This is a genomic window from Arthrobacter sp. B2a2-09 (assembly GCF_027587375.1).
GTDB lineage: Bacteria > Actinomycetota > Actinomycetes > Actinomycetales > Micrococcaceae > Arthrobacter.
This window is the reverse complement of record NZ_JAMXIC010000005.1, coordinates 208,121-228,832: the sequence shown is the minus strand read 5'-3', so window position 1 is coordinate 228,832 and position 20,712 is coordinate 208,121. Positions and strand designations below refer to the sequence as shown.

The following is a 20,712-nucleotide window of genomic DNA, read 5'->3' as shown; positions in this document are numbered from 1 at the left end:
AAGTGACATGATCGCCGCCGTTGAAGCCCCGGAAGAATCACACAATGGATCTGAGGTTCCGTTACTGAGCATTGAGGACGTCACTGTCCAATACCCGTCCAAGAAATGGCGTAGCCCCGATTTCCTGGCCCTCAAGGGGGTCTCGCTGGACATACGGGCGGGCGAAACAGTGGGATTGGTCGGTGAATCAGGCTCGGGAAAGACCACCCTCGGACGGGCAGTCCTCGGACTTGCACCGGTTACCACCGGACGCATCCGCTACGACGGCCAAGTCATCTCAGCAATGAACCGCAAGCAGCGGCGAACCCTCAGTGACGAAATCCAGGTCGTGTTCCAAGACCCTTACACGTCGCTCAATCCGGCGCTGACCGTGCTTGACATCCTCACCGAGCCTTTGCTTACCGCAGGCACCGGGAGGGCTCAGGCCGAACAGCGGGTGAAAGACCTGCTTGAACAGGTCCATCTTCCACGGGACGCATCAAACCGGCTGCCCCGGGAATTCTCCGGCGGACAACGTCAGCGTATCGCCATCGCCCGAGCATTGTGTCGCGATCCGCGCCTGATCGTCTGCGACGAGCCTGTCAGCGCACTTGACCTCTCGAACCAGTCACGTGTCCTTGACCTATTTATCGAAATCCAGGAGCGCACGGGGGTTTCGTATCTCTTTGTGACCCACGACCTCTCGGTGGTGCGATACATCAGCCATCGTGTTGCGGTCATGTACAAGGGAGAAATCATCGAAACCGGAGACGCCGCCAAGGTCACCACTCAGCCGAAAGAGGCCTACACGCAGAAGCTGCTGCTGGCCGCCCCTGTTCCCGACCCTGCCCGCCAGGCAAGCCGCCGTGCTGCCCGCCAAAAGTTCAGCGCCAAGCTGCACGTGGCAGGTCCATTCGAAAGCCCCGCCTCATGAGTGTCACAGAACATGGTTCCAACCATCAGTCGCCCTCCTCGCTGGGAGTGGCCGCCATCGGATACGCCTTCATGGGCAAGGCACACTCGAATGCGTGGCGAAATGCAGCTAGCTTCTTCGACGTTCCGACCTTCGAACAAAAAGTGCTCGTTGGCAGGGACACCCGGCTGGTCACCGAAGCCGCTGCAAAATACGGCTGGGCCGAGGCTGCCACAGACTGGCGCGAAGTGATCGCCCGGGACGACATCGACATCGTCGACATCTGCACGCCCGGCTGGATGCACGCTGAAATCGCCATCGCCGCCCTCGAAGCCGGCAAGCACGTCCTCGTCGAAAAACCCTTGGCAAACACCCTGGCCGAAGCCGAAGCGATGGCCGCGGCCGCACGCACGGCCCGCGAACGCGGCGTGCACTCCATGATCGGCTTCAACTACCGCCGCGTCCCCGCCTTGGCCCTCGCGAAGGAACTGATCGCCGAAGGCAGGCTCGGCACCGTCAGGCACGTCCGCGCTGCCTACCTGCAGGACTGGCTTGGCGACGCCCGATCCCCCATGACCTGGCGCCTGACCAAGGACACCGCAGGCTCCGGCGCCCTGGGCGACATCGCCTCCCACGCCATCGATCAAATTCTGTTCCTCCTCGGCGATTCCGTCACCGAAGCCTCGGGGCGGCCGCAGACCTTCGTGACCAGCCGCCCGGGAATAAACGGTCCCGAAGATGTGACAGTTGACGACGCCGCATGGGCCACCCTGACCCTCGGGTCCGGGGCAATCGCTTCCGTGGAAGCCTCCCGTATGGCGACCGGGCAGAAGAACTCCCTCAAGCTCGAAATCTATGGGGAAAAGGGTGCCTTGCTTTTCGACCTCGAAAAACTCAACGAACTCGCCTTCCTCGATGCCACCATTCCCGTCAGGGAACAAGGCTTCAGCCGCATCCTCGTCACCGAACCCGAACACCCATATTTAAACGCCTGGTGGCCGCAAGGTCACATTATCGGCTGGGAACACACGTTTACCCACGAAATCCGCGACTTCCTCATTGCGATTGGAAACGGCACCGAGCCGTCGCCGTCATTCGACGACGGCCTGTCCGTCCAACGCATCCTGGCCGCGGTCGAGGAAAGTTCTGCCGCCAAAAGCTCCCTCATCCAGGTAGCAGGGCATTAGGCCCTATCGGGCGTCGCAAAGAAGAGCCCAAAGTCACGGACCTTTGAGTGCCCCATCGCTCAAAGGTCCATGGCTTTGCACCCACAACATCAACCTGCGAGCCGTTACGTCATGCGCCGAAGTCGGTGGCCAAAGGCAACTCGAACGTGAACGAGGCACCCCTGGACTCATTTTCCTCCGCATAAATGCGGCCGTGTTGGCGCGTGATAATGCGGTGGCTGAGAGCTAGGCCAATGCCGCTTCCCGTGGACTTCGAGGTGAAAGCTCCGTCGAAGATGCGGCCGTCCGGGATGTGGGACAGGCCTTTGCCGCGATCAGCCACCCGGAAAACGCCAGCCGTCTCTGTGGTGTAAGTCGTGATGACGACGTGCCGCTCGCGCTGCGGCCAGCCAGACATCTCGTCAATGGCATTGTGGCAAAGGTTCAGGATCACCTGCCCCGTGAGGACTTTCTCGCAGCGAATCCAAATGGGGTTCTCGCTCATGACCAGCTGCAATTCCGTCTCGTGTTGATCAGCCCGCAACCGAATGAAGTAAAGACAATCCCTGACGATTTCATTCAGGTCCACCACTTGTTCGGAATGCTCAAGTTGCACGACGAAATCGCGCAGGCTCTTTACGATCTGGTTTGCCCGGTCGATTTGCAGCCGGGCATTATCCAGCCCATAAATAAGATCCTTGATGCTACTTTCGGGATCTCTTACTCGACGGGATACTCCCTCCACGAAGTTCGTTGCTGCCGCAAGTGGCTGGCCGAGCTCATGGGCGATCGCCATCGCCATATCACCCATAGCGTTGTACCGTCCCAGGTAATTCAGGTGCTCAAGGTCCCGCCGATGCTCTTCCTCGGCGACAACCTGCTCCGTAATGTCCTGGAGCAGCAGCATGGCACCGCGGAGGTCCTTTTCAAGCGCTATGTGCTGGCAGCTGACGCCAAACCATTTGTTGGCACCGTCGGGATGCACAACTTCGACGCGCAGACTCAAGGAGGATCCGTCAGCGGGATCCCTGACCAGAGCTTTTCGCAGGGCAGGCCTGGAGGAGGCAGCGCAGAGATCAACGAAATTCTCCCCCAGCAGTTCGTCCACTGCGTACCCCAACTGACCCGCTGCTGCTCCGCTGGCGAAAGTGATCCTGCCATCCCGGTCCAGCACGAGGATACCCTCAGCCATGCGCCGCAGGAATGCCTGCAAACGCCCCTCGGTCCTCTGTAGCTCCGATTTCAGGGACTCTTCTTTTTCGATGTCCCGGAACTGAACCATGATGGCCTCGCCGGCTGTCAGTCCGACCCGGACGGCAATGGCTTCAGTCAGGAATTCGCGCCCCGTCTTGGAGCGGTACATCCACTCGGTTCTGCTGGTTCCGTGGTCGGCCGCATCCTGGAGCCATTGCACACCCACCGAGCGGCGGAATCGGGAATCCGCGCTGCTCATGTCCGGCGCCTTGAGTGGTTTCAATTCCTCCAAGGTGAAGCCCAGCATGTCGCAGGCAGCCTGGTTGGCCCAGAGGATGTCCTTCGTGACGGCGTCATGGATCAGGATGCAGTAGCTCAGCGACCGGACGAGGCGTTCATAATCTTCGGTAGCGGGGCCCGGCCCGGCGGACGGACCCGGCTGCGTGGACGGAGAAGGGCCCGCGTCTCCGGGCTCGGCAGTCCGGCCCGCGGGTTCGCCTGGCAAGGAAATAGGCACACACGATTTTAGCGCGCGGACGGCATTCCCCGCATAGGTATTTCCCTTACTCTTCACTGGCATTTCCTTGGTTTACGGGTACGAATCACCGATTGAAGGCAACTGCCCCCACAAATAGGTTAAATCCCAGAAACAATTTGGCAGCAGTATCGATTGGAGAAATTCGATGACCGACGTCTTGGCTAGGGCTCCGCAAACCACGCTCGACAACGTGCTCAAGCTTATTGCCCAGCGCCGGGAAGAATTCGGAGAAAATAGATTTGTCCCCAGGGACATCATCTCGGAATTCAAGAAGTTGGGCATTTACCGGGCCGCCACTCCCCAACGCTTCGGCGGCGACGCTCTTCCGCCGAGCCAGTTCCTCCGGATCATCGAGCAAATTTCGGCCGTGGATGCTTCAGCCGGCTGGGTAGCAAGCTTCGGCTCCTCCGTCTACCTGGCTGCCCTGCCCCTGGAAACCCAGGCCGAGCTGTACGCCGACGGTCCCGATGTGGCATTTGCCGGGGGCTTGTTTCCTGTCCAGAAAGCCGAACGCGTCGATGGTGGCTGGAATGTAGCCGGTGAATGGAAGTTCTCCAGCGGCTGCAAAAGCGCCGACATCCTCGGCGTTGGACTCGTGGGCAACGAGCACACTGACGGCAAGCCGCTGACTGCCCTGTTGCGTCCCGAACAAGTCGAGATCGTTGAGAACTGGGACGTCATCGGCCTCAATGGCACCGGCAGCCATGACCTGCGGGTCCACGGCCAGGTGGTGAGGGACGAATGGACCTTTGTCCGTGGCGGCAAGGCCACCGTTGACGAGCCGTTGTACCGCTACCCCGCGATTGCCTACGCGGCCCAGGTACTCGCCGTCGTCAATCTCGGCGCTGGCCGCGCAGCCCTGGACTACGCAATCAGCACCGGGAGCGGACGCACCGGCATTACCGGCGCCCCCAAGCTTGCCGACAGGGCCTACTACCGCATGGACGTTGCCAAGGCCGAAGCGGAACTCCGCTCTGCCCGCGCGTTCTTCTACGAGATCTCGGACGAGGTATATGCGACGGTGGAGGCCGGCGACCCGGCGACAGACAAGCAAAAAGCGCTGTTGCGCCTGGCGTCCACCCACGTAGCCCGGGTCGGCGCCAAGGCGGTACACACTGCGTACACGCTCTCCGGAACGGCGGCCATCTACGACACCAACCCGATGCAGCGCTACCTGCGCGACGCCTCGGTGGTCACCCAGCACGCGTTCCTCGGCGACGGGATCTACGACGGCGCCGGCGCCGTCCTGATGGACGTCCCGCCGTCGATCCCCGCCTTCATCTGACCCAGGACTCAAGGAGCTGACATGAGCCAAACCGCCACCACGCCGCCACTGCGCGTACTGTTCTGCATCGGTATCAACCAGAACTTCTTCGATCTACCCAAGAGCGAAATCGGCATTGTCTGGACTGCCTTTTCAAGGATGATGGCCGACATGGCGCGTATGCCCGGCGTCGACGTTATCGGCAATATGGATGACGATTCCCACCTGGTGGGACCATCGGACGGCTGGCCGTGGACGTGCTACATCCTGGCCGACGTCGATACACAGGAGACCGTCAAGGCTGCGTGCAACCTCTTCCGCACGACGATGGTGGGCGAATACGCCCTCTGGCGGTACGCCAAGATCGAGGCGCGCATCGGCCGAGCCCTGACCATCCGCGACGACGTCGAAACGGCTGGCTAGCCCGATGGAACACGACACGGCAGCCACATTGGCCGAGCGCGTGGCCGTGCTGGAGCTCCAGGAAGCGGTGCGGGCCACGCTCTCCCGCTACATGGACCTGTGCGACGTCCCGCGACATTCCTTCCCGTGGGAGGACATGGCTTCGCTGTTCACCGAGCATGCGGTCTGGGAAGGCACCGGCCCCGAATACACCGGGAAATTCGGACGTCTGGAGGGCCGTCCCGCGATCCTCGCGATGCTCGCGAACTTCCTTCCGCCGTCACCGCACTTTAAGCGCAATGTCCATCTGCTCGGTAACGGCCTCGTCGCAGCAGCCGACGGCACCGCCAGCGGCCAGTGGATCATGCAGCAGCTTTCGGAGTACGACGGCGGCGGGACGGAACTGATCTCGGCCCGCCTCACGGTCGATTTTGAGCTCATCGACGGAACGGCCCGGATCTGTCATTTCCGCACCGAGAAGCTGTTTACCGCCGGTCTCGTCAACCCAGTCCATGCATAGCCCCGAGAAAGAAACCAAGGAGCATCCCATGACTTCACCAACATCCGAAAGGGCCGGCGGATTCGCGGGCCTTGCCGACGGCGACCGTGTTGCCGCCCAGCTCTACACCGACCCGGAGATCTTCGACTGGGAGATGGAAAAGATCTTCTACAGCACCTGGGTCTGGGTAGCCCACGAAAGCGAGATCCCGGAGGCCGGCAGCTTCAAGATGTCACACATCGGCCTTCAGCCGGTCATCGTCAACCGTGACCGCAAGGGCAACTTCAACGTGCTGCTCAACCGCTGCCGCCACCGCGGCGCGAGCGTCTGCGAGGTACCGAAGGGCAAGGCGAACGGCTTCACCTGCCCGTATCACTCCTGGTCCTACTCGTTGGAGGGCAACCTTCGCGGCATCCCGTACCCGGACGGTTACGAGGGCGTCACCGAGAAGCGCGACCTGCCCCTGCAGCGCCTGCGCGTGGAGAGCTACAACGGACTGATTTTCGCCAGTTTCAAACCGGACATCGAGCCACTCGATGACTTCCTCGGCGATGCGAAAATCTGGATCGACCGCTTCATGAAGCAGGGCGCAGGCTTCCCCGTCAAGGTCCAGGGAGAGCACAAGTTCCGCTTCAACGGGAACTGGAAGATCCAGCTGGAAAACACCACCGACGGCTACCACTTCCCCATCGTCCACCGCTCCTGGATGGCGTCCGTGGACGCCGAGACCGCGGACATGCTGTCCTTCATGACGGACGACGCGGCTGTCACCCATGCCCTCGGCAACGGGCACAGCGTCGCCATTATGGTCCCCGAACACGTAGACCTGGAGGAGGACGACGGCAACGAGGAACTGCAGGAGCGCTTCCGCCACATCATCGATGAGCTCTCCCAGACCATGCCCCAGGACCAGGTCCGCCGTATTGTCCGGTCAATGCACGGCGCTGGCTACAACCTGAACCTGTTTCCCAACCTCTCGCTCTCCATGTCCTTCTTCCGGGTCCTGCGCCCGATCTCGGTCAACCAAACGGAAATCCAGCACATGGCGCTCGGTCTCAAGGGCGGCCCGGAGAGCGTGAACCGCGAGCGCCTGCGGATCCACGAGCACTTCCAGGGGCCTTTCGGCTTCGGCACCTCCGATGACTCCGAGGCCTGGGACCGGGTGCAGCGCGGCGCCGTGGCGAACCCGGACATGCCGATCCTGGTCAACCGTGGTCTGGGACGTGAGGTGACCGTGGATGAAGGCTGGAAGACCTCGCACGTGACGGACGAAACCGGCATGCGCGAATCCTACGCAATGTGGAAAAGGATGATGAGCGATGAAAACTGACACCGTTGAAGAAGTGGCCGCGATCGACAACCGCCCAGCGCCCCAGCGCTACGAGCTGGGCCTCGGCCGGCTCGCCGATCCCCTGGTGGGCCGTGCCATCGAGCTGATCTGGCGCGAGGCCAAACTGCTGGACGACAAGGACTACGAATCCTGGCAGACGCTGTACACGGAGGACGCCAAGTACGTCATTCCCGTCGACCCTGACACCGACGACTTCGAATCGTCCCTGAACATGGTGTACGACGACGCGCGGATGCGCCACATGCGCGTCACCCGCCTTGTGCAGGGGTACTCGATGTCCGCCGTCGCTGCCGCCCGCACCTCTCGGACCATCTCCCGCTTCACTGTGGAAGAGATCACCGCGGACACCGTGACCCTGCGCTCTGCGCAGGTCCTGGTGGGCTTCAAGCGGGACAAGTTCCAGATGCTCGGAGCCGACCTCACGCACCGCATCCGCTTCATTGGTGACGATGCCCGGATCGAGCTCAAACTCATCCGGCTGGTCAACTCCGATTCCGCCGTCAACGCCTCCGGCTTCCTCCTCTAGGACCACCATGAACGTAGGATCCACAGTGAACCATGTAGCACTGGTCACCGGCGCCGCTCGCGGTCTCGGTGAAGTCATCGCCCGCAAGCTGCACAAGGAAGGCTTCAGGGTGGCGATCACCGGCACCAGCGCTGCCTCCGTACAACCCATCGCGGACAACCTGGACCCCTCCGGGGAAACCGTTTGGGCCGGCGCCCTCGATGTCCGGAAAAAGGCCGACTTCGAGGCCGTCAGGGACCTCCTTGTTGAAAAGTGGGGCGGCACGGATGTGCTGGTGAACAATGCCGGGCGTTCCCAGGTCGCGCCATTGCTGGAGATCACGCCTGAGGAGTTCTCCGCGAATGTCGAGATCAACCTCAACGGCACTTTCCTGGGCTGCCAAGTGTTCGGTCCGCATTTCCGGGACCGCGGCTTCGGCCGGATCATCAACATCCACTCTCTGGCAGGCCACAATGGCGGCACGGCCACGGGAGCCCACTACGCTGCATCCAAGGGCGGCGTATCCACCCTGACCAAGGTGTTCGCCCGGGAGTTCGCCTCCTCCGGCGTCACCGTCAACGCCGTCTCCCCCGGGCCGCTAGACCTCCCGGTGGTCTACGAAACCGTAGACGCGGACAAGTTGGACACCATCAAGGCCAACATTCCGGTAGGCCGCTTCGGCGATGCCGAGTTCATCGCAGACACCGTGGCCCTCCTGGCCTCCCCTGGCGCATTCTCCGTCACAGGGGCCTGCTGGGACATCAACGGTGGCCTCTACATGCGCTAGCGCCAGCTGGCCCGTCTACAAGCTGAGAGAAGAAAGGAGCGTTGCCCCATGGGCATGTTCAAGGTACGCGTAGCTGAAGTACTTGAGGAGACCAGCAGCATCAAGTCCTTCCGCCTCCAACGTGCGGACGGGGCACCGTTCGACCCCTATCCGGCGGGGGCGCACATCGACGTCGTCGGCCCGACCGCCGTCGTGCGCCAGTACTCGCTGTGCAGTCCACCGGACGAGCTCGACGACTACATCGTCGCGGTCAAGCTGGAACCGGAGTCACGTGGTGGTTCGCTGGCGCTGCATGACCACGTCAGAGTCGGTCACGAGCTGGAGATCAGCGCACCACGCAACCTCCTATCCGTCTCCGGGGACGCCGACCGGCACATCCTGGTGGCGGCCGGCATCGGCGTCACCCCGATGATCAGCATCGCCTACCACCTGCGCCGGAGAGGAGAGGAGTTCGATCTGCACTACTTTGCGCGGTCCCGCGAAGAAGCCGCGTTCTGCGAACTCCTTGAGAAGCGAAGCGGTTTCGGCGAGCGGGTCCAATTCCATTTCGGGCTGCAGCGTGACCAGCAGCCAGCCGTGCTGGACGGCGCATTCGCGGGCCTCAGCAGCGCCTCGCATGTCTATACGTGCGGTCCCCAGGGCTTCATGGACCGTGTACGGGACAGCGCCACCGCGGTGATTCCCGAGGACAACGTACACATCGAGCACTTCCAGGCCGGCGCGCCCGTGGACGCCGGAGGCGACACTCCCTTTGAAGTGGAACTCGACGACGAGGTTTACGAGGTCCCCGTTGGTCAGTCCATCGTGCAGGTCCTCGCCAACAACGGCGTTGAAGTGGACACTTCCTGCCAGGAAGGGATCTGCGGGACATGCATCATGGGGGTCCTCAAGGGCGAACCGGATCACCGGGACCAGTGCATGTCCAGCAGAGAAAAGAAGGCCAACGACCAGATCGCGGCTTGTGTCTCCCGGTCAAAGTCCCCCAGGCTGGTTCTCGAGCTGTTCTGAAAGCAGGAGTGCCGGCTTTCGCAAAGAAGCCCCGTGGTCGATCCATCCAGATCAGCCACGGGGCTCCTTCGTTCGTCGAGACCCCAAGAGGCCCGGCTTCAGCCTTAAGCGACCTTGACGTTGTTTTGCAGAATGTCCCGGACCAGTGTGGCGATGCTGTCCGCTCCGGTCTTCGCCTTGATTCGCGTGCGGTGGACATCAATGGTCTTCACGCTGGTCCCCAACTTCCTGGCGATGTTCTGGCTCGGCAGACCGTCGATAACGAGGGCTAGAATTTCCCGTTCGCGAGGCGTCAGGCCTGCGATCCGTTGCTCGATTTCCCGTCGCCCGCGGTCGGATTCAAAGCGCGCGCGGGCGAGTTCGAGTGTCTCCTGGACAACGTCGAGCATTAGCTGGGGATCGTACGGTTTTTCCAGGAAATTGACGGCTCCCTGGCGCAGGGCCTTCACGGACATCCTGATGTCGCCGTGGGCGGAAACAAAAATGATAGGTATCGGCGAAGCGATCTGGTTGAGGGTCTCTTGCAATTGAAACCCGCCGGCCCTCGGCATCCGGACATCCAGGACGAGGCAGGACGGAATGTCGGGGTCGTACTCGGCCAAGAACGACGCTACGTCATAGAAGCTACGGGACTGGATGCTGACGGATTCAAGCAGCCATGCCAAAGAGGCACACAGCTCCTGGTCGTCGTCGACGATGTAAACGAGGGCTTCTGGTGAATCCATGTGGGGACCTTGCACTGCCTGGGTGTAGTAGGGGGAAACTCGACGGTATCGAGTCCACGGCATGGCCGTCAATCAATAACGGACTAAAGAAACTACCTACGACACTGAAGTGAATTCTGAAATTGCGTGGGACAAATCGCAATACCCATTAAGTCCGGTCCGCCATAGATTCTTATCACAAGGATTCATGGACTGGCCAGAATTAGCGGTCACGACAGTTGGAGAAGAGAAATGCCTGAACTCACGCAAATCCAGAAAGATTTCCGGTCTGCCATGGCCCACCTGCCGGCGGCTGTGAACGTGGTGACCACCGCCGGTCCACACGGGCGCGTGGGAATTACAGTCAGCGCCGTCTGCTCCGTCACAGACTCCCCGCCCACGGTCTTGGTTTGTGTCAACCAGAACAGCGCCACACACGATATCTTCAACAGCAATGGCGAGGTGTGCATCAACGTCCTCAGCGGCGAACACGAGGAACTCGCCCGCCACTTCTCCGGAGCCACGCGCGTTCCCATGGAGGAACGCTTCGGCTGGGATATCTGGGAAGAGGGCGCTGACTCCGTTCCCGTGCTGCGTGACGCACTTGTCAAAATCGTCGGCCGGATCAGCGGCCGCTCCGTCCAGGGATCGCACTCAGTAATCTTCGTCCAGGTGGACCGTGTTGAGGTCCAGGAGGAGCGTGACAGCCTCATCTACTTCAAGAGGCAGTTTCATCGCCTTTCCGTAACACCGGAGCTTGTCGCTTGAGGTCGAGCGGTTCGCTCCGCGAGCTCTCAGAGGCCCTGTCTTCCGGCACAGTGACGCCAAGCGCCGCCGTCGAGCAGGCCTGGCAGCGAACGCACGCTGCGGAACCCGAGATCCGGGCTTGGGTGGAAATCGACGCGGCCGGTGCCCGCACCGCTGCCCGAGAACTGGAACGCGCGGCAGGCACGCGCGGTCCTCTTTGGGGAATACCGGTCGGCATCAAGGACCTCATCGACGTCCAGGGGCTGGCGACCCGCTGCGGCAGCGTACTACGCGGTGGCGAACCGGCTGTCACGGACGCCGACTGCGTGAAGCTTCTCCGGCAGGCAGGTGCCGTGGTCATGGGCAAGACCGTCACCACCGAGTTCGGCTATTTCGCTCCCGGCCCCACGCGCAACCCTGCCAATCCGGCACACACCCCCGGCGGCTCATCCAGCGGATCGGCGGCCGCCGTCGCCGCCGGAATGGTGCCGCTAGCCATTGGAACGCAGACGGCAGGATCGCTCACGCGACCCGCTTCTTTCTGCGGGGTCGCAGGGTTCGTCGCAGCCAAGGGCCAGTTCTCCATGAGCGGCGTCACCGGGCTGAGTCCCTCTCTGGACTCGCTCGGGTTCCTGGCACGGACAGTGGCCGATCTACAGCTGGTCTGGAGCGCCCTGACCCGTAAGGCGCCGCCGTCGACGGACTCAATCGACGGCGATGCCCCGCTCCTCTTGCAGTGGAACGGCAGTAGCCTGGGCGAGGTCTCCGCGGACATGGCAGCCGCCGTCGAACTGGCTGCCGTCGCGATGAGCCGCGAAGGTGCCCGATGCAGACCTTGGACCGACCATGATGTTGTCCGTCAACTGGCCGGCGACCACGCCACCGTCATGGCCTTCGAAGCAGCCCGCGAGCGCGCCCGGGAGCTGCAACAGTCAGACCTGCTAAGCGTCCCGCTCGCCGAATTGTTGTCCAGCGGCGCCGACACATTCGAGGCGGACTATGTGGCAGCGCTCTTCCGGATTGCCAATGCCCGCAGCTCGGTGGAGTCGGCCCTTGAACATTTCGACGCGATCCTCGGCCCGGCCGCTCTGGGCGCCGCTCCCGTCGGCATCGAAGCCACCGGCACTCCAGTTCTCAGCCGGCCCTGGCAGGCATTGGGCCTACCGGTCATCACCATCCCCGGCCTTAAGGACTCCGCGGGAATGCCCCTCGGCATTCAGCTCATCGGAGCCCCCGGCCGCGAACACCGCCTTTTCGCCATCGCGGAGCGGCTTGAAGCTTCCCTGGTTCACGTATAGCCAGGCAGGTCCGATGCACGAAGGAAGGTCCCGTTTGGATTTCCAAACGGGACCTTCCTTTACATGCGTCACACGGGGTTGCGCTTCGCCATCATGCCCAGGCCGCGTCCGCAGTCCAGTACTCGGAACCATTGGCGCTGATTCCATGCATCCATTCGGACACGCGTTTGAGCTGCGGCTCAACCCAGGCGGTGACCGTGTCGGCTGCCTCCGGTCCGTCTCGGTCCACTTGCCAGTGCACCCAGTTCACCTCCAGGTCGTTCTCGTCGTGGACGAACAGATCGACGTGGTGCCAGCCGTAACCGAATGTGTCCGCATAGCAGGTCAGAAACATCCGGTCATGTTTTGCGGGATGGGCCATCGGGCGTTCTCCTTTCACGTTGTTTATCAGCAGGGTATGGGGGATTTCCTTACCCCGGAAGGGCAGAAAGCTTTACGTCTGGCAGTGGTTTTTCGCATTTTCACGCACGGAATTCCACGTAAGGATATTGAGGGAAGGCATCGCCTTCGTGACCCACCATTCCAATTCCTGAAGGCACCCCGTGAAGATTGAGCGCATTGAGGCGATCCCCTACTCGATCCCTTATTCCAAGCCCTTGGAGTTCGCCAGCGGGCGGGTGTCCGACGCGGAGCACGTACTCATCCGGGTCCACACCGATGACGGCTTGGTAGGCACGGCGGATGCTCCACCACGCCCGTTCACCTATGGCGAGACGCAGGATTCCATCATCTCGGTGGTCACCAAGATATTCGCTCCCGCTGTTACCGGGCTGGACCCCATGGACCGCGGGAAGATCCACCAGATCCTCGCCCGGACAGTCCATAACCAGGTGGCCAAAGGCAGCCTGGATATCGCCCTCTGGGACATCATCGGCAAAGCCACTGGATTTTCGGTCAGCAGGCTGCTGGGCGGATTTACCGACTCCATGGAAGTCAGCCACATGCTGGGCTTCCAACCGGCGCAGAAGCTGCTGGATGAGGCCCTACGATTCCAGGACGAATACGGCATCAACACCTTCAAGCTCAAAGTCGGGCGCCGCCCGCTGTCGCTGGACATCGAAGCATGCCGCGTACTGCGCGCCGGGCTGGACCCGGACACCGAGCTGTACCTCGACGCCAATCGGGGCTGGACGGCCAACGAAGCGCTCGAAGTCCTGCGCCGCACGGAGGGCCTGGGACTCTCCCTCCTGGAGGAACCCTGCGATGCCAAGGAAGGAATGAGCCGCCGGCGCCTGGTGGAGAAATCCCCCATCCCTGTAGTCGGCGATGAAAGCGTCCCCACCGCCGGCGATGCCTCGTGTGAGCTGCTGTCGGGCGGATGCAACGCCATCAGCATCAAGACCGCTCGCAGCGGATTCACTGAAGCACAGCAAATACTTGGCCTCTGCACCGGACTGGGCGTCGACGTCGTGATGGGAAACCAGATCGACACCCAGCTTGGGACGATCGCCACCGTAACCTTCGGCGCCGCGCACGAGGCCACCTCGCGGCGTGCCGGTGAACTCTCCAATTTCCTTGACATGTCCGATGACCTCCTGGCCGAACAGATAGTCATCCAAGACGGCCGCATCCGTGTCCGGGACGTCCCCGGCGTCGGAGCTGACATCGACGAGGACAAACTCGCACGTTACCGGCAGGACAAGTAGCCCGCCTGGGCAGACCCTCCCCCAATTCCCTCGAATGCAAAGGAGCATCGTGCTGTACCTAGTCCGAATGGACGTCAACCTCCCCGCCAATCTGCCCGAAGAACAGGCCACGGCCGTCAAGGAGGAAGAAAAAACCTACTCCCAAGGCCTCCAACGCGACGGCCGATGGCCCCACCTATGGCGGGTCGTGGGGCAATATGCCAACTACTCGATCTTCGACGTCGAGAGCAATGACGAGCTACACGAGCTTCTACAGAGCCTTCCATTGTTCCCCTATATGGACATCCAGGTCACTGCCCTCGCCAAACACCCGTCGTCGATCTCCTGACGACCTCGATTGACCCACCCTGCTATTACCGCCTCACTGCAGAGTCGGAATGACAATGAAAGGACAAACCCATGTCTGTCGAAATCACCGCAACAGCCGCCGCGTCCGGGGCCAACGCCACCGAACGCTTCCGCTCGGACAAGTCGGTCGCCGCGGAAGTTGGCACCGAACGCGTCAACGCCCTTGCCACCCGCGCCATCAAAGCTCTGGCGGACACCGTGATGGAGGAAGAGGTCACCTACGACGAATACAACGCCCTGAAATCCTGGCTCATCAGGGTAGGAGAAGACGGCGAATGGCCGCTCTTCCTGGACGTCTGGATTGAACACGCCGTCGAAGAAGTCGCCAACGCGGACCGGGAAGGCAGCAAGGGAACCATCGAGGGCCCCTACTATGTTCCGGGTTCGCCTGTTCTGGCGACCCCGGCAACGCTTCCCATGCGCGACGACGAGCCCGGCACCCCGCTCCTATTCCAAGGCCGCGTCACGGATATCAACGGAGAACCCATCGGCGGTGCCCAGGTAGAGATCTGGCACGCAGACGACCTCGGCTTCTACTCTCAATTCGCCCCTGGCATTCCCGAATGGAACCTCCGCGGCACGGTGATTGCCGACTCCGAGGGCGACTACCGGATCAACACGGTGCAACCGGCGCCCTACCAGATCCCCACAGACGGCGCCTGCGGCGAGCTCATCGCCTCCGCTGGTTGGCATGCCTGGCGCCCGGCACACCTCCACCTCAAAGTCAGCGCCCCCGGGCACCAGCTCATCACCACCCAGCTGTACTTCACAGCTGATGAGCACCTCTCAGACGACATAGCCTCGGCCGTCAAACCCGAACTCGTCCTTCAGCCGGAGGATAAAGCGGACGGTACGGGCCGCGAGGTCAGCTACGACTTTGTCCTCGCTTCGGCTGGGTAGTCGCCAGAATTTGCGATGGAGGCGTGCAGTTCGGGTCAGTCCGAAGTGCACGCCTCTGCGCATTGCAGCGCGGTTTCCGGAGATGAACACGAGGCATCCGTGGAAGAAGGGTCGGTTCCCGTCGGGTCAACACCGTCGGTTTGCCTTTGGCGATGAACAGTTCTCCAGTCGAATGAACAGATCCGAAGCGGGCCGGGGAGACCGCTGTCCCCTTCTCATGGGACGGCGTATTTCACTGTCCGCCAACGGCTTATGACGTCCTGACTCTCCGCGGAACTTAGCGGTTTTCCGTGTGGGTTGAGGTATTCCGCGGTCGTCGCATCGTCGCACGCGGTCAGAGTAGTGACGGCTGGCTCGATCAGTTCCTGTTAAGGCCGAACTTGCGTGTCATCAGGGCGTCCTTGTAATGGGACTCGGCCAAGTCCACCTCTGATGAAGGTGTGCTGGGGCCGAACACGCGCAGAAGGCTGAAGACGAAGTGCCGGGCATGGTCTTTCTTAATCCTTGTCGCCTCGCCAACTGCACTGTCGTAGGCAAGCTGACGGAGGGCGACGTTCCCGCCGTGACCATCCTGTGCATAGGCTGTCCACCGGCCGAGAATGCGCTGAGCGCCTTCGGCCTTTCCGACGTACTGCCTGCCGTTAGTGGAGTCCGTGATCAAGTAAATGCCCTGAACCTCCGACAGGGCCACCTGCCAGTCTACGTAACGCGAATCCCCCACCATCTCGCACAACTCGTGATACGTGAGCAACACATTGTCGAAACCGGGGAAGGGAACCTTGTCCCGGTCCGCGATCTCCAAAACAGGCAGTTTCGCCGCCGTTTCCCCGTACCAGTACCAAGCCTGGGTATTGACTCCCCACTCAACAACCAGCCGGCCAACCAGAGGAGACAGGAAGCTACTCGGGCGCAAGTCGAAATGGATTTCAGCGTCTGTACGCTGGACCTCACCATAATTCTCCAAGACTCCGAATAACCGCGATCGGCGCCCGCCGTCGGCAACCAGTATCACCCAGTACCGCGGCGGCTTCTTGGCGAACTGTCCAGGCCACTGGACCCGGGTGTATTCGAGGACCCTCTCCACGGTCAGAACCTCCGGCCCGTGAAGGTGGACCGGATCGCCCGGCTTGAAGGCGTGGCGGACAACGAGGATGTCCTTCAGCTGGATCGGCTCCACATGATCTGCGCCCATACTCGCCAGGAGATGGCCAAGGGTGAGGGGCACGCTCGTGGCAAGTGCGGATTCCCCGGATACGTCGAGGACAAGGGAGTGCAGATCAGCCATGAGATCGCCTTATGCCGTGAAGCGAATCAGCCCGAGCTCTCCCCGCTGGGCCTACCGTCGAATCAAGTGTTTCTCTATCAGGATTGCGCTGCGCTGCAAATCGATGTCGCCGGCGGCCACGCCCACCACCAGGTCGAAGCCCTCTGCCGTGTTGAAATCGTGCCGGTAGCCGTTGATCCACAGCAGAAGGACCATGAGCGTCCACGCGGTGCGCTTGTTGCCGTCGATGAGCGGATGAAACCTGGCCACGGACTCGAGGAGCGCCGCCGCCTTCATGGCCAGTTGAGGATAGGCTTCCGTGCCCATGACCGTCGTTGCAGGGCGCGCCAAAGCCGAGGCGAGCAGCCCGATGTCACGGATGTGGAACCCGTACCGGTCGACCACCTGCAGTGCGTCCTCGATTTCGAGGTACGAACTCATGCATCCTCAAGGCGCTTGAGCAGCTCCGCGTCATGGCTCATCACGAAATCCAGACCCTCATTGATCTCGCGGCGGCGACCGTGCCGTTGCAGGACCAACTCGGCCCCCTGGAGCAGCAGCGCGGACTTGGACGTATGCTCCTCGGCGGCAAGCTCATCGAGACGACGGTCGAGGTCTTCGGGAACACGCAGATTCATAGCCATGCCCCATGGTACCAAACCAGTACCAAGTCACCTTGAGGTAAGGAGATGTCGACGTCTCCTCAAAGGAGCCTTTTTCGGTATTTCCGCGCACCTGCTTGGTCTTGCTAGGAGCCTGCAACCGTAGTCAGAAATCGCAAGGGACAGAACCCGAAGCCAGCTGGTGCGGCACTCACAAGCCCCGATCAGTGGGGTCGAGGCGGGAGCTTGGGCCGATAAAGATTAGTGCGGCTCGGATGACCAGGGCAAGTGAGAACTGAGTTACGAGCAGTTAGGGTTTCCTCGATGTGCTCGTGCTGATGATGCCACCAGTGGCTGGAGCACGTTCAGAGACGTGGCAGGCTTCGTGAAAAGCGTCTCGAGTGGGGTGCGCCACGATCCGGTCAAATGAGGTGCGCCCCAGCCCATTGGGTGAAAGGCAAGGCGTGAGTCTTTTGGAACGCAACTACCCCTGGAAAAAGGCGCGGGAGGTAAGGGTGGGGAGTAGGCCAGCAGATGCGCTGACGGCGATTACCGCGGGGGCTTTGCCAGGCACGTCCGGCAGTCCGATCGGGCATTGGATGCGGTCAATCTCGGACTCAGAGAAACCTTCCGCTGCGAGCTTCTGCCGGAACCGCAGCCATTTGGCGCGCGAGCCGATCAGTCCGACGCTCCCCAGGTCTCCGCGGCGCAGGGCTGCGTCACAGAGGAGGAAGTCCTCAGAGTGGTCGTGGCTCATGATGAAGTCGTGGGTGCCTGCGGGTAGCTCCCGGAGGAAGGAGTCAGGGACTGGCGTGTGCACTGACCGCACGTCCGCAGCACCGGAGGTCACGTCGGCCAGGCGCGGCGCGTCCAGCTGCTCCTCCCGGCTGTCCACCACGTACAGGTTCATTGGCACCCGGGACAGGATACGGCCGAGTTCGTAGCCAACATGCCCGACGCCGAAAATCGCCACTGTGGGAAGGGGCAGGAAGGGTTCGAGCAGCACACGTACCTTGCCGCCGCAGCACTGCTTCCCGTGCTGCGTAACTGCATGCTCGTTGAGTGGAAACTCGGCATTTTGGGGAAGGGAGACTCCCCGGTCCATCATGTCCCTGGCCTGATCCACCACGGTCGCTTCGAGGTTGCCACCCCCGATGGTTCCCCACGTCGAATCCGCCCCTACCACCATCTTGGCCCCTGCCTCCCGGGGGGCATGTCCGCGCACCTCAGAGACGGTCGCCAGGACGGCGGGCAAACCCGCGGCCCGCAAATGCTGCAGGGCGTCCAGCCAGTCCATGTCAGTGCGCTGATGTTGAGTAGGGCCGGCGGACGCTGTCGTCATGTTCGTCCGGAGCCGCCGCGGTAACCCGTTCAAGTGCCCAGAACACTGCCTCGGGAGTGGCCGGGCTCGCCAGCTCAACGGCCGTGCCGCCCGAATCGAACGCTGCAATCGCCTCCCGGAGCGCCTCGCGGACGCTGATGGTCAGCACGAGCGGGGGCTCACCTACGGCCTTCGAGCCATAGACGACTCCGCTTTCAGTGGCCTTTGCCAAGGCAGCCGGCGAGGCCCCCAACCGACGCGCGCCCGAGACTACTCAAACAGGTTCTTAGTCCCTCGTCGACCTCTGCACGGTCCACCCAGCCCGCAATGCCTCGGGGTTCACTCCAAACTGCTCGCCGCTACGGCGGTATGCCCATGTCCAGGTCGACCGGTCCTTCCTTGCCTCAATCGCCATCCGTATCGCGCGCTCACGCGGTTCGACCCGACAGTTCCGCTGTCCTGGTGTAGGAACTGTCCTCCCGGGTAATCGATGCCTCCCTCAAACGCGGGACGATTCAGTGCTGCCTCCCCCGTGCTGACCGGATGGTTTGACGCATACTGATGCACGTCCTCTCATGCCGGAAAAGACGAGCGGGCGGAGAATCCAAAATCGGACAGCAAGTTCACTCCGTTGATCGCTCGCGACTGATGAGAAGAGAGGAACAGTACGCTTCGGGCCACATCCTCCGCTGTGTTGACCGGGTATGGCGCGTCCTCGAAGCTTTCGACGCCCAGACCGCGACGTGCCATGGGCGTGTCAACGATCGACGGGCACACACTGTTGACTCTGATGCCGTGTTGGGCGTAAAGCTCGAAAGATAGGGCCCTGGTCAGTTGCACTAGGGCACCTTTCGAGGCGTTGTAGGCAAGCATGCCTGGGGCCGAGACGAATCCCGAATCCGACCCGATAATCGTCACGGATGCATGCTCTTCCTCGATCATGTGCGGCAGAGAGTGCTTGACAGCGTGGAACACGCCGAGCACGTTCACCTCAAGAACGCGACGAAAGTCGGCGGTAGTGACGTCACCGACGGCGGCGCCCAATTCCCCGTCAATGCCGGCACTGGCCACGACCGTATCGACGCCCCCCATGGCAGTGCTCAGTTCGTTGATGGCCCCAGCAATCTCCGTTTCGTCGGAGACGTCTGCCACCCTGGTGTGTACGCGATTGCCATATCCCGCGAGGGCGTCACCAAATGCCTTGTCAACGATACCGACCTGGGCGCCGCTTTCGAGGAATGCCTTCGCGACGGCCAAACCGATACCTGAAGCACCGCCGGTCACGATTACGCGTCCTGCGGCTTTTGTCTGACTCATGTCGTTCTCGCTTCCAATATTGTGTCCTTTTCAATTTCTCGCATTCATGGCCGGAGAATCTGAACCGTATCGGGCCCGGGCCGTTTTCCTGCTGGGGGCCTCCAATGCCTCGACCGATCCGGCACTCACTATGGGGCTCACACTGCCGTAAAGCCGCCGTCCGCCGTGACAACGGAGCCAGTCATGAAGAGCGACGCGTCCGAGAGCATCCAGCCCACAATGGCTGCCATCTCCTCAGGTTCGGCAATGCGACCCTGAGGAGTCATCTCAGCCATCTTTTCGAGGGCGCCCTCCTCGTTCAACCAGTCGGTGAGGAGGTTCGTCCGCACAGCTCCTGGAGCCAGGGCGTTTACACGGATGCCGAGTCGCCCATAGTCTGCGGCTGCTGACTTGGTCAGGCCAATGACAGCGTGCTTACTCGCGCAATAGGGACCGATTCCCGGCGCCGCAATTATCCCGCCCACCGATGCGGTGTTGAGAATGACGCCCCCGCCGGCACGGAGCATGGCGGGGATTTCGTGCCTCATCGACCGATAGACCCCAAAAAAGTTCACGTCAAGGATGCGGTTGACTTCATTGGGATCCTGTTCATGTAACAAAACCGCTGGTCCGTCGACGCCCGCATTATTGAACGCTAGGTGAAGTGCACCGTACTTCCTCTCAATAGATTCGACGGCGGCAGCGACGTCGCTGTCGACCGTTACGTCAAGCAAGATCGCGGATGCTGCGCGACCTCGCTCGACAATCTGCTTGGCGATGACAGATGTCGCGGCAAGGTTACGATCCGCCAAGATCACTGTCGCGCCACAATCGGCCAGATAGAGTGATGCGCTGGCCCCGATGCCTCCGCCCGCGCCGGTGACAAGACAAACTTTGTCGGACAGATCGGGATGTCCAATATGCGGAAGGGTCGACATAACAGATTCCTTTTGATGGTGGCATCACCACACGCCGCCGTT

23 protein-coding genes and 1 pseudogene are annotated in these 20,712 nt (G+C 61.8%); 14 read left to right on the top strand and 10 right to left on the bottom strand.

Annotated elements, in window-relative coordinates; genetic code table 11:
- Positions 1-7 precede the first annotated feature (7 nt).
- Together NFJ07_RS08040 and NFJ07_RS08035 are read left to right on the top strand one after the other, a co-directional pair.
- Complete coding sequence (locus NFJ07_RS08040) at positions 8-913, top strand: ABC transporter ATP-binding protein (protein ID WP_269993658.1); 906 nt, start codon at positions 8-10, stop codon at positions 911-913.
- Complete coding sequence (locus NFJ07_RS08035) at positions 910-2,079, top strand: Gfo/Idh/MocA family protein (RefSeq protein ID WP_269993584.1); 1,170 nt, start codon at positions 910-912, stop codon at positions 2,077-2,079. Before NFJ07_RS08040 ends, NFJ07_RS08035 begins: the two co-directional genes overlap by 4 nt.
- 109 nt (positions 2,080-2,188) lie before the next feature.
- Here NFJ07_RS08035 and NFJ07_RS08030 read toward each other — a convergent pair whose 3' ends face one another.
- Positions 2,189-3,769 (bottom strand): PAS domain S-box protein, encoded by a 1,581-nt coding sequence (locus NFJ07_RS08030; protein ID WP_269993583.1) that lies wholly within the window; start codon positions 3,767-3,769, stop codon positions 2,189-2,191.
- A gap of 166 nt (positions 3,770-3,935) precedes the next feature.
- On the opposite strand from NFJ07_RS08030, the gene NFJ07_RS08025 reads away from it, so the two are divergent.
- Genes NFJ07_RS08025 through NFJ07_RS07995 form a run of 7 tightly spaced genes read left to right on the top strand, consistent with a single transcriptional unit; the run spans position 3,936 to position 9,606 of the window.
- Positions 3,936-5,075: an acyl-CoA dehydrogenase family protein gene (locus tag NFJ07_RS08025; RefSeq protein ID WP_269993582.1), complete on the top strand. Its 1,140-nt coding sequence runs from the start codon at positions 3,936-3,938 to the stop codon at positions 5,073-5,075.
- 21 nt (positions 5,076-5,096) lie between these two features.
- Entirely contained in the window at positions 5,097-5,477 is a 381-nt protein-coding gene (locus NFJ07_RS08020; protein WP_269993581.1) for a hypothetical protein, read from the top strand.
- A 4-nt stretch (positions 5,478-5,481) separates the two neighbouring features.
- Complete coding sequence (locus tag NFJ07_RS08015) at positions 5,482-5,976, top strand: nuclear transport factor 2 family protein (RefSeq protein ID WP_269993580.1); 495 nt, start codon at positions 5,482-5,484, stop codon at positions 5,974-5,976.
- Positions 5,977-6,004: 28 nt separating this feature from the next.
- Positions 6,005-7,285, top strand: a complete 1,281-nt coding sequence (locus tag NFJ07_RS08010; protein ID WP_269993579.1) for an aromatic ring-hydroxylating oxygenase subunit alpha — start codon at positions 6,005-6,007, stop codon at positions 7,283-7,285.
- Positions 7,275-7,832, top strand: coding sequence for an aromatic-ring-hydroxylating dioxygenase subunit beta (locus NFJ07_RS08005; RefSeq protein ID WP_269993578.1), 558 nt, complete (start codon positions 7,275-7,277; stop codon positions 7,830-7,832). Before NFJ07_RS08010 ends, NFJ07_RS08005 begins: the two co-directional genes overlap by 11 nt.
- Positions 7,833-7,839: 7 nt before the next feature.
- Entirely contained in the window at positions 7,840-8,598 is a 759-nt protein-coding gene (locus NFJ07_RS08000) for an SDR family NAD(P)-dependent oxidoreductase (protein ID WP_269993577.1), read from the top strand.
- Positions 8,599-8,646: 48 nt separating this feature from the next.
- Positions 8,647-9,606 carry a PDR/VanB family oxidoreductase gene (locus tag NFJ07_RS07995; RefSeq protein ID WP_269993576.1) on the top strand — a complete coding sequence of 320 codons (960 nt, stop codon included), beginning with the start codon at positions 8,647-8,649 and terminating at the stop codon, positions 9,604-9,606.
- A 104-nt stretch (positions 9,607-9,710) separates the two neighbouring features.
- Here the strand turns inward: NFJ07_RS07995 and NFJ07_RS07990 are convergent, their stop codons facing one another.
- A complete protein-coding gene (locus NFJ07_RS07990) occupies positions 9,711-10,331 on the bottom strand; it encodes a response regulator transcription factor (RefSeq protein WP_269993575.1) in 621 nt (206 codons plus the stop codon).
- Between the two features lie 231 nt (positions 10,332-10,562).
- On the opposite strand from NFJ07_RS07990, the gene hpaC reads away from it, so the two are divergent.
- Together hpaC and NFJ07_RS07980 are read left to right on the top strand one after the other, a co-directional pair.
- The gene (gene hpaC / locus NFJ07_RS07985; protein ID WP_269993574.1) at positions 10,563-11,078 is read left to right on the top strand and encodes a 4-hydroxyphenylacetate 3-monooxygenase, reductase component; all 516 of its coding nucleotides are present in this window, start codon (positions 10,563-10,565) and stop codon (positions 11,076-11,078) included.
- A complete protein-coding gene (locus NFJ07_RS07980; RefSeq protein WP_269993573.1) occupies positions 11,075-12,355 on the top strand; it encodes an amidase in 1,281 nt (426 codons plus the stop codon). Before hpaC ends, NFJ07_RS07980 begins: the two co-directional genes overlap by 4 nt.
- A gap of 91 nt (positions 12,356-12,446) precedes the next feature.
- Here the strand turns inward: NFJ07_RS07980 and NFJ07_RS07975 are convergent, their stop codons facing one another.
- Positions 12,447-12,716, bottom strand: coding sequence for a hypothetical protein (locus NFJ07_RS07975; protein WP_269993572.1), 270 nt, complete (start codon positions 12,714-12,716; stop codon positions 12,447-12,449).
- 181 nt (positions 12,717-12,897) lie between these two features.
- On the opposite strand from NFJ07_RS07975, the gene NFJ07_RS07970 reads away from it, so the two are divergent.
- The 3 genes from NFJ07_RS07970 to catA all read left to right on the top strand — a co-directional run bounded on the left by NFJ07_RS07970 (position 12,898) and on the right by catA (position 15,249).
- Positions 12,898-14,001 (top strand): enolase C-terminal domain-like protein, encoded by a 1,104-nt coding sequence (locus NFJ07_RS07970; RefSeq protein WP_269993571.1) that lies wholly within the window; start codon positions 12,898-12,900, stop codon positions 13,999-14,001.
- Between the two features lie 49 nt (positions 14,002-14,050).
- The gene (catC, locus tag NFJ07_RS07965) at positions 14,051-14,329 is read left to right on the top strand and encodes a muconolactone Delta-isomerase (protein WP_269993570.1); all 279 of its coding nucleotides are present in this window, start codon (positions 14,051-14,053) and stop codon (positions 14,327-14,329) included.
- Between the two features lie 71 nt (positions 14,330-14,400).
- Complete coding sequence (gene catA, locus NFJ07_RS07960; RefSeq protein ID WP_269993569.1) at positions 14,401-15,249, top strand: catechol 1,2-dioxygenase; 849 nt, start codon at positions 14,401-14,403, stop codon at positions 15,247-15,249.
- A gap of 358 nt (positions 15,250-15,607) precedes the next feature.
- Here catA and NFJ07_RS07955 read toward each other — a convergent pair whose 3' ends face one another.
- From NFJ07_RS07955 to NFJ07_RS07925, 7 genes and pseudogenes are all read right to left on the bottom strand, one after another.
- Positions 15,608-16,534 carry a GIY-YIG nuclease family protein gene (locus tag NFJ07_RS07955; RefSeq protein WP_269993568.1) on the bottom strand — a complete coding sequence of 309 codons (927 nt, stop codon included), beginning with the start codon at positions 16,532-16,534 and terminating at the stop codon, positions 15,608-15,610.
- Between the two features lie 51 nt (positions 16,535-16,585).
- Positions 16,586-16,954, bottom strand: a complete 369-nt coding sequence (locus NFJ07_RS07950) for a type II toxin-antitoxin system death-on-curing family toxin (protein ID WP_269993567.1) — start codon at positions 16,952-16,954, stop codon at positions 16,586-16,588.
- On the bottom strand, positions 16,951-17,157 hold the full coding sequence (locus tag NFJ07_RS07945; RefSeq protein ID WP_269993538.1) for a ribbon-helix-helix protein, CopG family: 207 nt from the start codon (positions 17,155-17,157) through the stop codon (positions 16,951-16,953). The genes NFJ07_RS07950 and NFJ07_RS07945 overlap by 4 nt, the downstream gene beginning before the upstream one ends.
- A 442-nt stretch (positions 17,158-17,599) precedes the next feature.
- A complete protein-coding gene (gene xdhC, locus NFJ07_RS07940; protein WP_269993566.1) occupies positions 17,600-18,412 on the bottom strand; it encodes a xanthine dehydrogenase accessory protein XdhC in 813 nt (270 codons plus the stop codon).
- A 1-nt stretch (position 18,413) separates the two neighbouring features.
- A pseudogene (locus tag NFJ07_RS07935) lies at positions 18,414-18,668 on the bottom strand (hypothetical protein); the annotation flags it as partial.
- A 341-nt stretch (positions 18,669-19,009) separates the two neighbouring features.
- A complete protein-coding gene (locus tag NFJ07_RS07930) occupies positions 19,010-19,753 on the bottom strand; it encodes an SDR family NAD(P)-dependent oxidoreductase (RefSeq protein ID WP_269993565.1) in 744 nt (247 codons plus the stop codon).
- Between the two features lie 137 nt (positions 19,754-19,890).
- The gene (locus NFJ07_RS07925) at positions 19,891-20,670 is read right to left on the bottom strand and encodes an SDR family NAD(P)-dependent oxidoreductase (RefSeq protein ID WP_269993564.1); all 780 of its coding nucleotides are present in this window, start codon (positions 20,668-20,670) and stop codon (positions 19,891-19,893) included.
- Positions 20,671-20,712 lie beyond the last annotated feature (42 nt).

What these genes read in the sequence shown, in the direction of transcription:
- NFJ07_RS08025 (WP_269993582.1), top strand. Translation starts at nt 3,936, where the DNA reads ATGACCGACGTCTTGGCTAGGGCTCCGCAAACCACGCTCGACAACGTG.
- NFJ07_RS08035 (WP_269993584.1), top strand. Translation starts at nt 910, where the DNA reads ATGAGTGTCACAGAACATGGTTCCAACCATCAGTCGCCCTCCTCGCTG.
- NFJ07_RS08040 (WP_269993658.1), top strand. Translation starts at nt 8, where the DNA reads ATGATCGCCGCCGTTGAAGCCCCGGAAGAATCACACAATGGATCTGAG.
- NFJ07_RS07975 (WP_269993572.1), bottom strand. Translation starts at nt 12,716, where the DNA reads ATGGCCCATCCCGCAAAACATGACCGGATGTTTCTGACCTGCTATGCG.
- NFJ07_RS08010 (WP_269993579.1), top strand. Translation starts at nt 6,005, where the DNA reads ATGACTTCACCAACATCCGAAAGGGCCGGCGGATTCGCGGGCCTTGCC.
- NFJ07_RS07950 (WP_269993567.1), bottom strand. Translation starts at nt 16,954, where the DNA reads ATGAGTTCGTACCTCGAAATCGAGGACGCACTGCAGGTGGTCGACCGG.
- NFJ07_RS07955 (WP_269993568.1), bottom strand. Translation starts at nt 16,534, where the DNA reads ATGGCTGATCTGCACTCCCTTGTCCTCGACGTATCCGGGGAATCCGCA.
- NFJ07_RS07930 (WP_269993565.1), bottom strand. Translation starts at nt 19,753, where the DNA reads ATGAGTCAGACAAAAGCCGCAGGACGCGTAATCGTGACCGGCGGTGCT.
- NFJ07_RS08015 (WP_269993580.1), top strand. Translation starts at nt 5,482, where the DNA reads ATGGAACACGACACGGCAGCCACATTGGCCGAGCGCGTGGCCGTGCTG.
- NFJ07_RS07995 (WP_269993576.1), top strand. Translation starts at nt 8,647, where the DNA reads ATGGGCATGTTCAAGGTACGCGTAGCTGAAGTACTTGAGGAGACCAGC.
- catA (WP_269993569.1), top strand. Translation starts at nt 14,401, where the DNA reads ATGTCTGTCGAAATCACCGCAACAGCCGCCGCGTCCGGGGCCAACGCC.
- NFJ07_RS08005 (WP_269993578.1), top strand. Translation starts at nt 7,275, where the DNA reads ATGAAAACTGACACCGTTGAAGAAGTGGCCGCGATCGACAACCGCCCA.
- NFJ07_RS07945 (WP_269993538.1), bottom strand. Translation starts at nt 17,157, where the DNA reads ATGGCTATGAATCTGCGTGTTCCCGAAGACCTCGACCGTCGTCTCGAT.
- xdhC (WP_269993566.1), bottom strand. Translation starts at nt 18,412, where the DNA reads ATGGACTGGCTGGACGCCCTGCAGCATTTGCGGGCCGCGGGTTTGCCC.
- NFJ07_RS07990 (WP_269993575.1), bottom strand. Translation starts at nt 10,331, where the DNA reads ATGGATTCACCAGAAGCCCTCGTTTACATCGTCGACGACGACCAGGAG.
- NFJ07_RS08000 (WP_269993577.1), top strand. Translation starts at nt 7,840, where the DNA reads ATGAACGTAGGATCCACAGTGAACCATGTAGCACTGGTCACCGGCGCC.
- hpaC (WP_269993574.1), top strand. Translation starts at nt 10,563, where the DNA reads ATGCCTGAACTCACGCAAATCCAGAAAGATTTCCGGTCTGCCATGGCC.
- NFJ07_RS08020 (WP_269993581.1), top strand. Translation starts at nt 5,097, where the DNA reads ATGAGCCAAACCGCCACCACGCCGCCACTGCGCGTACTGTTCTGCATC.
- NFJ07_RS07925 (WP_269993564.1), bottom strand. Translation starts at nt 20,670, where the DNA reads ATGTCGACCCTTCCGCATATTGGACATCCCGATCTGTCCGACAAAGTT.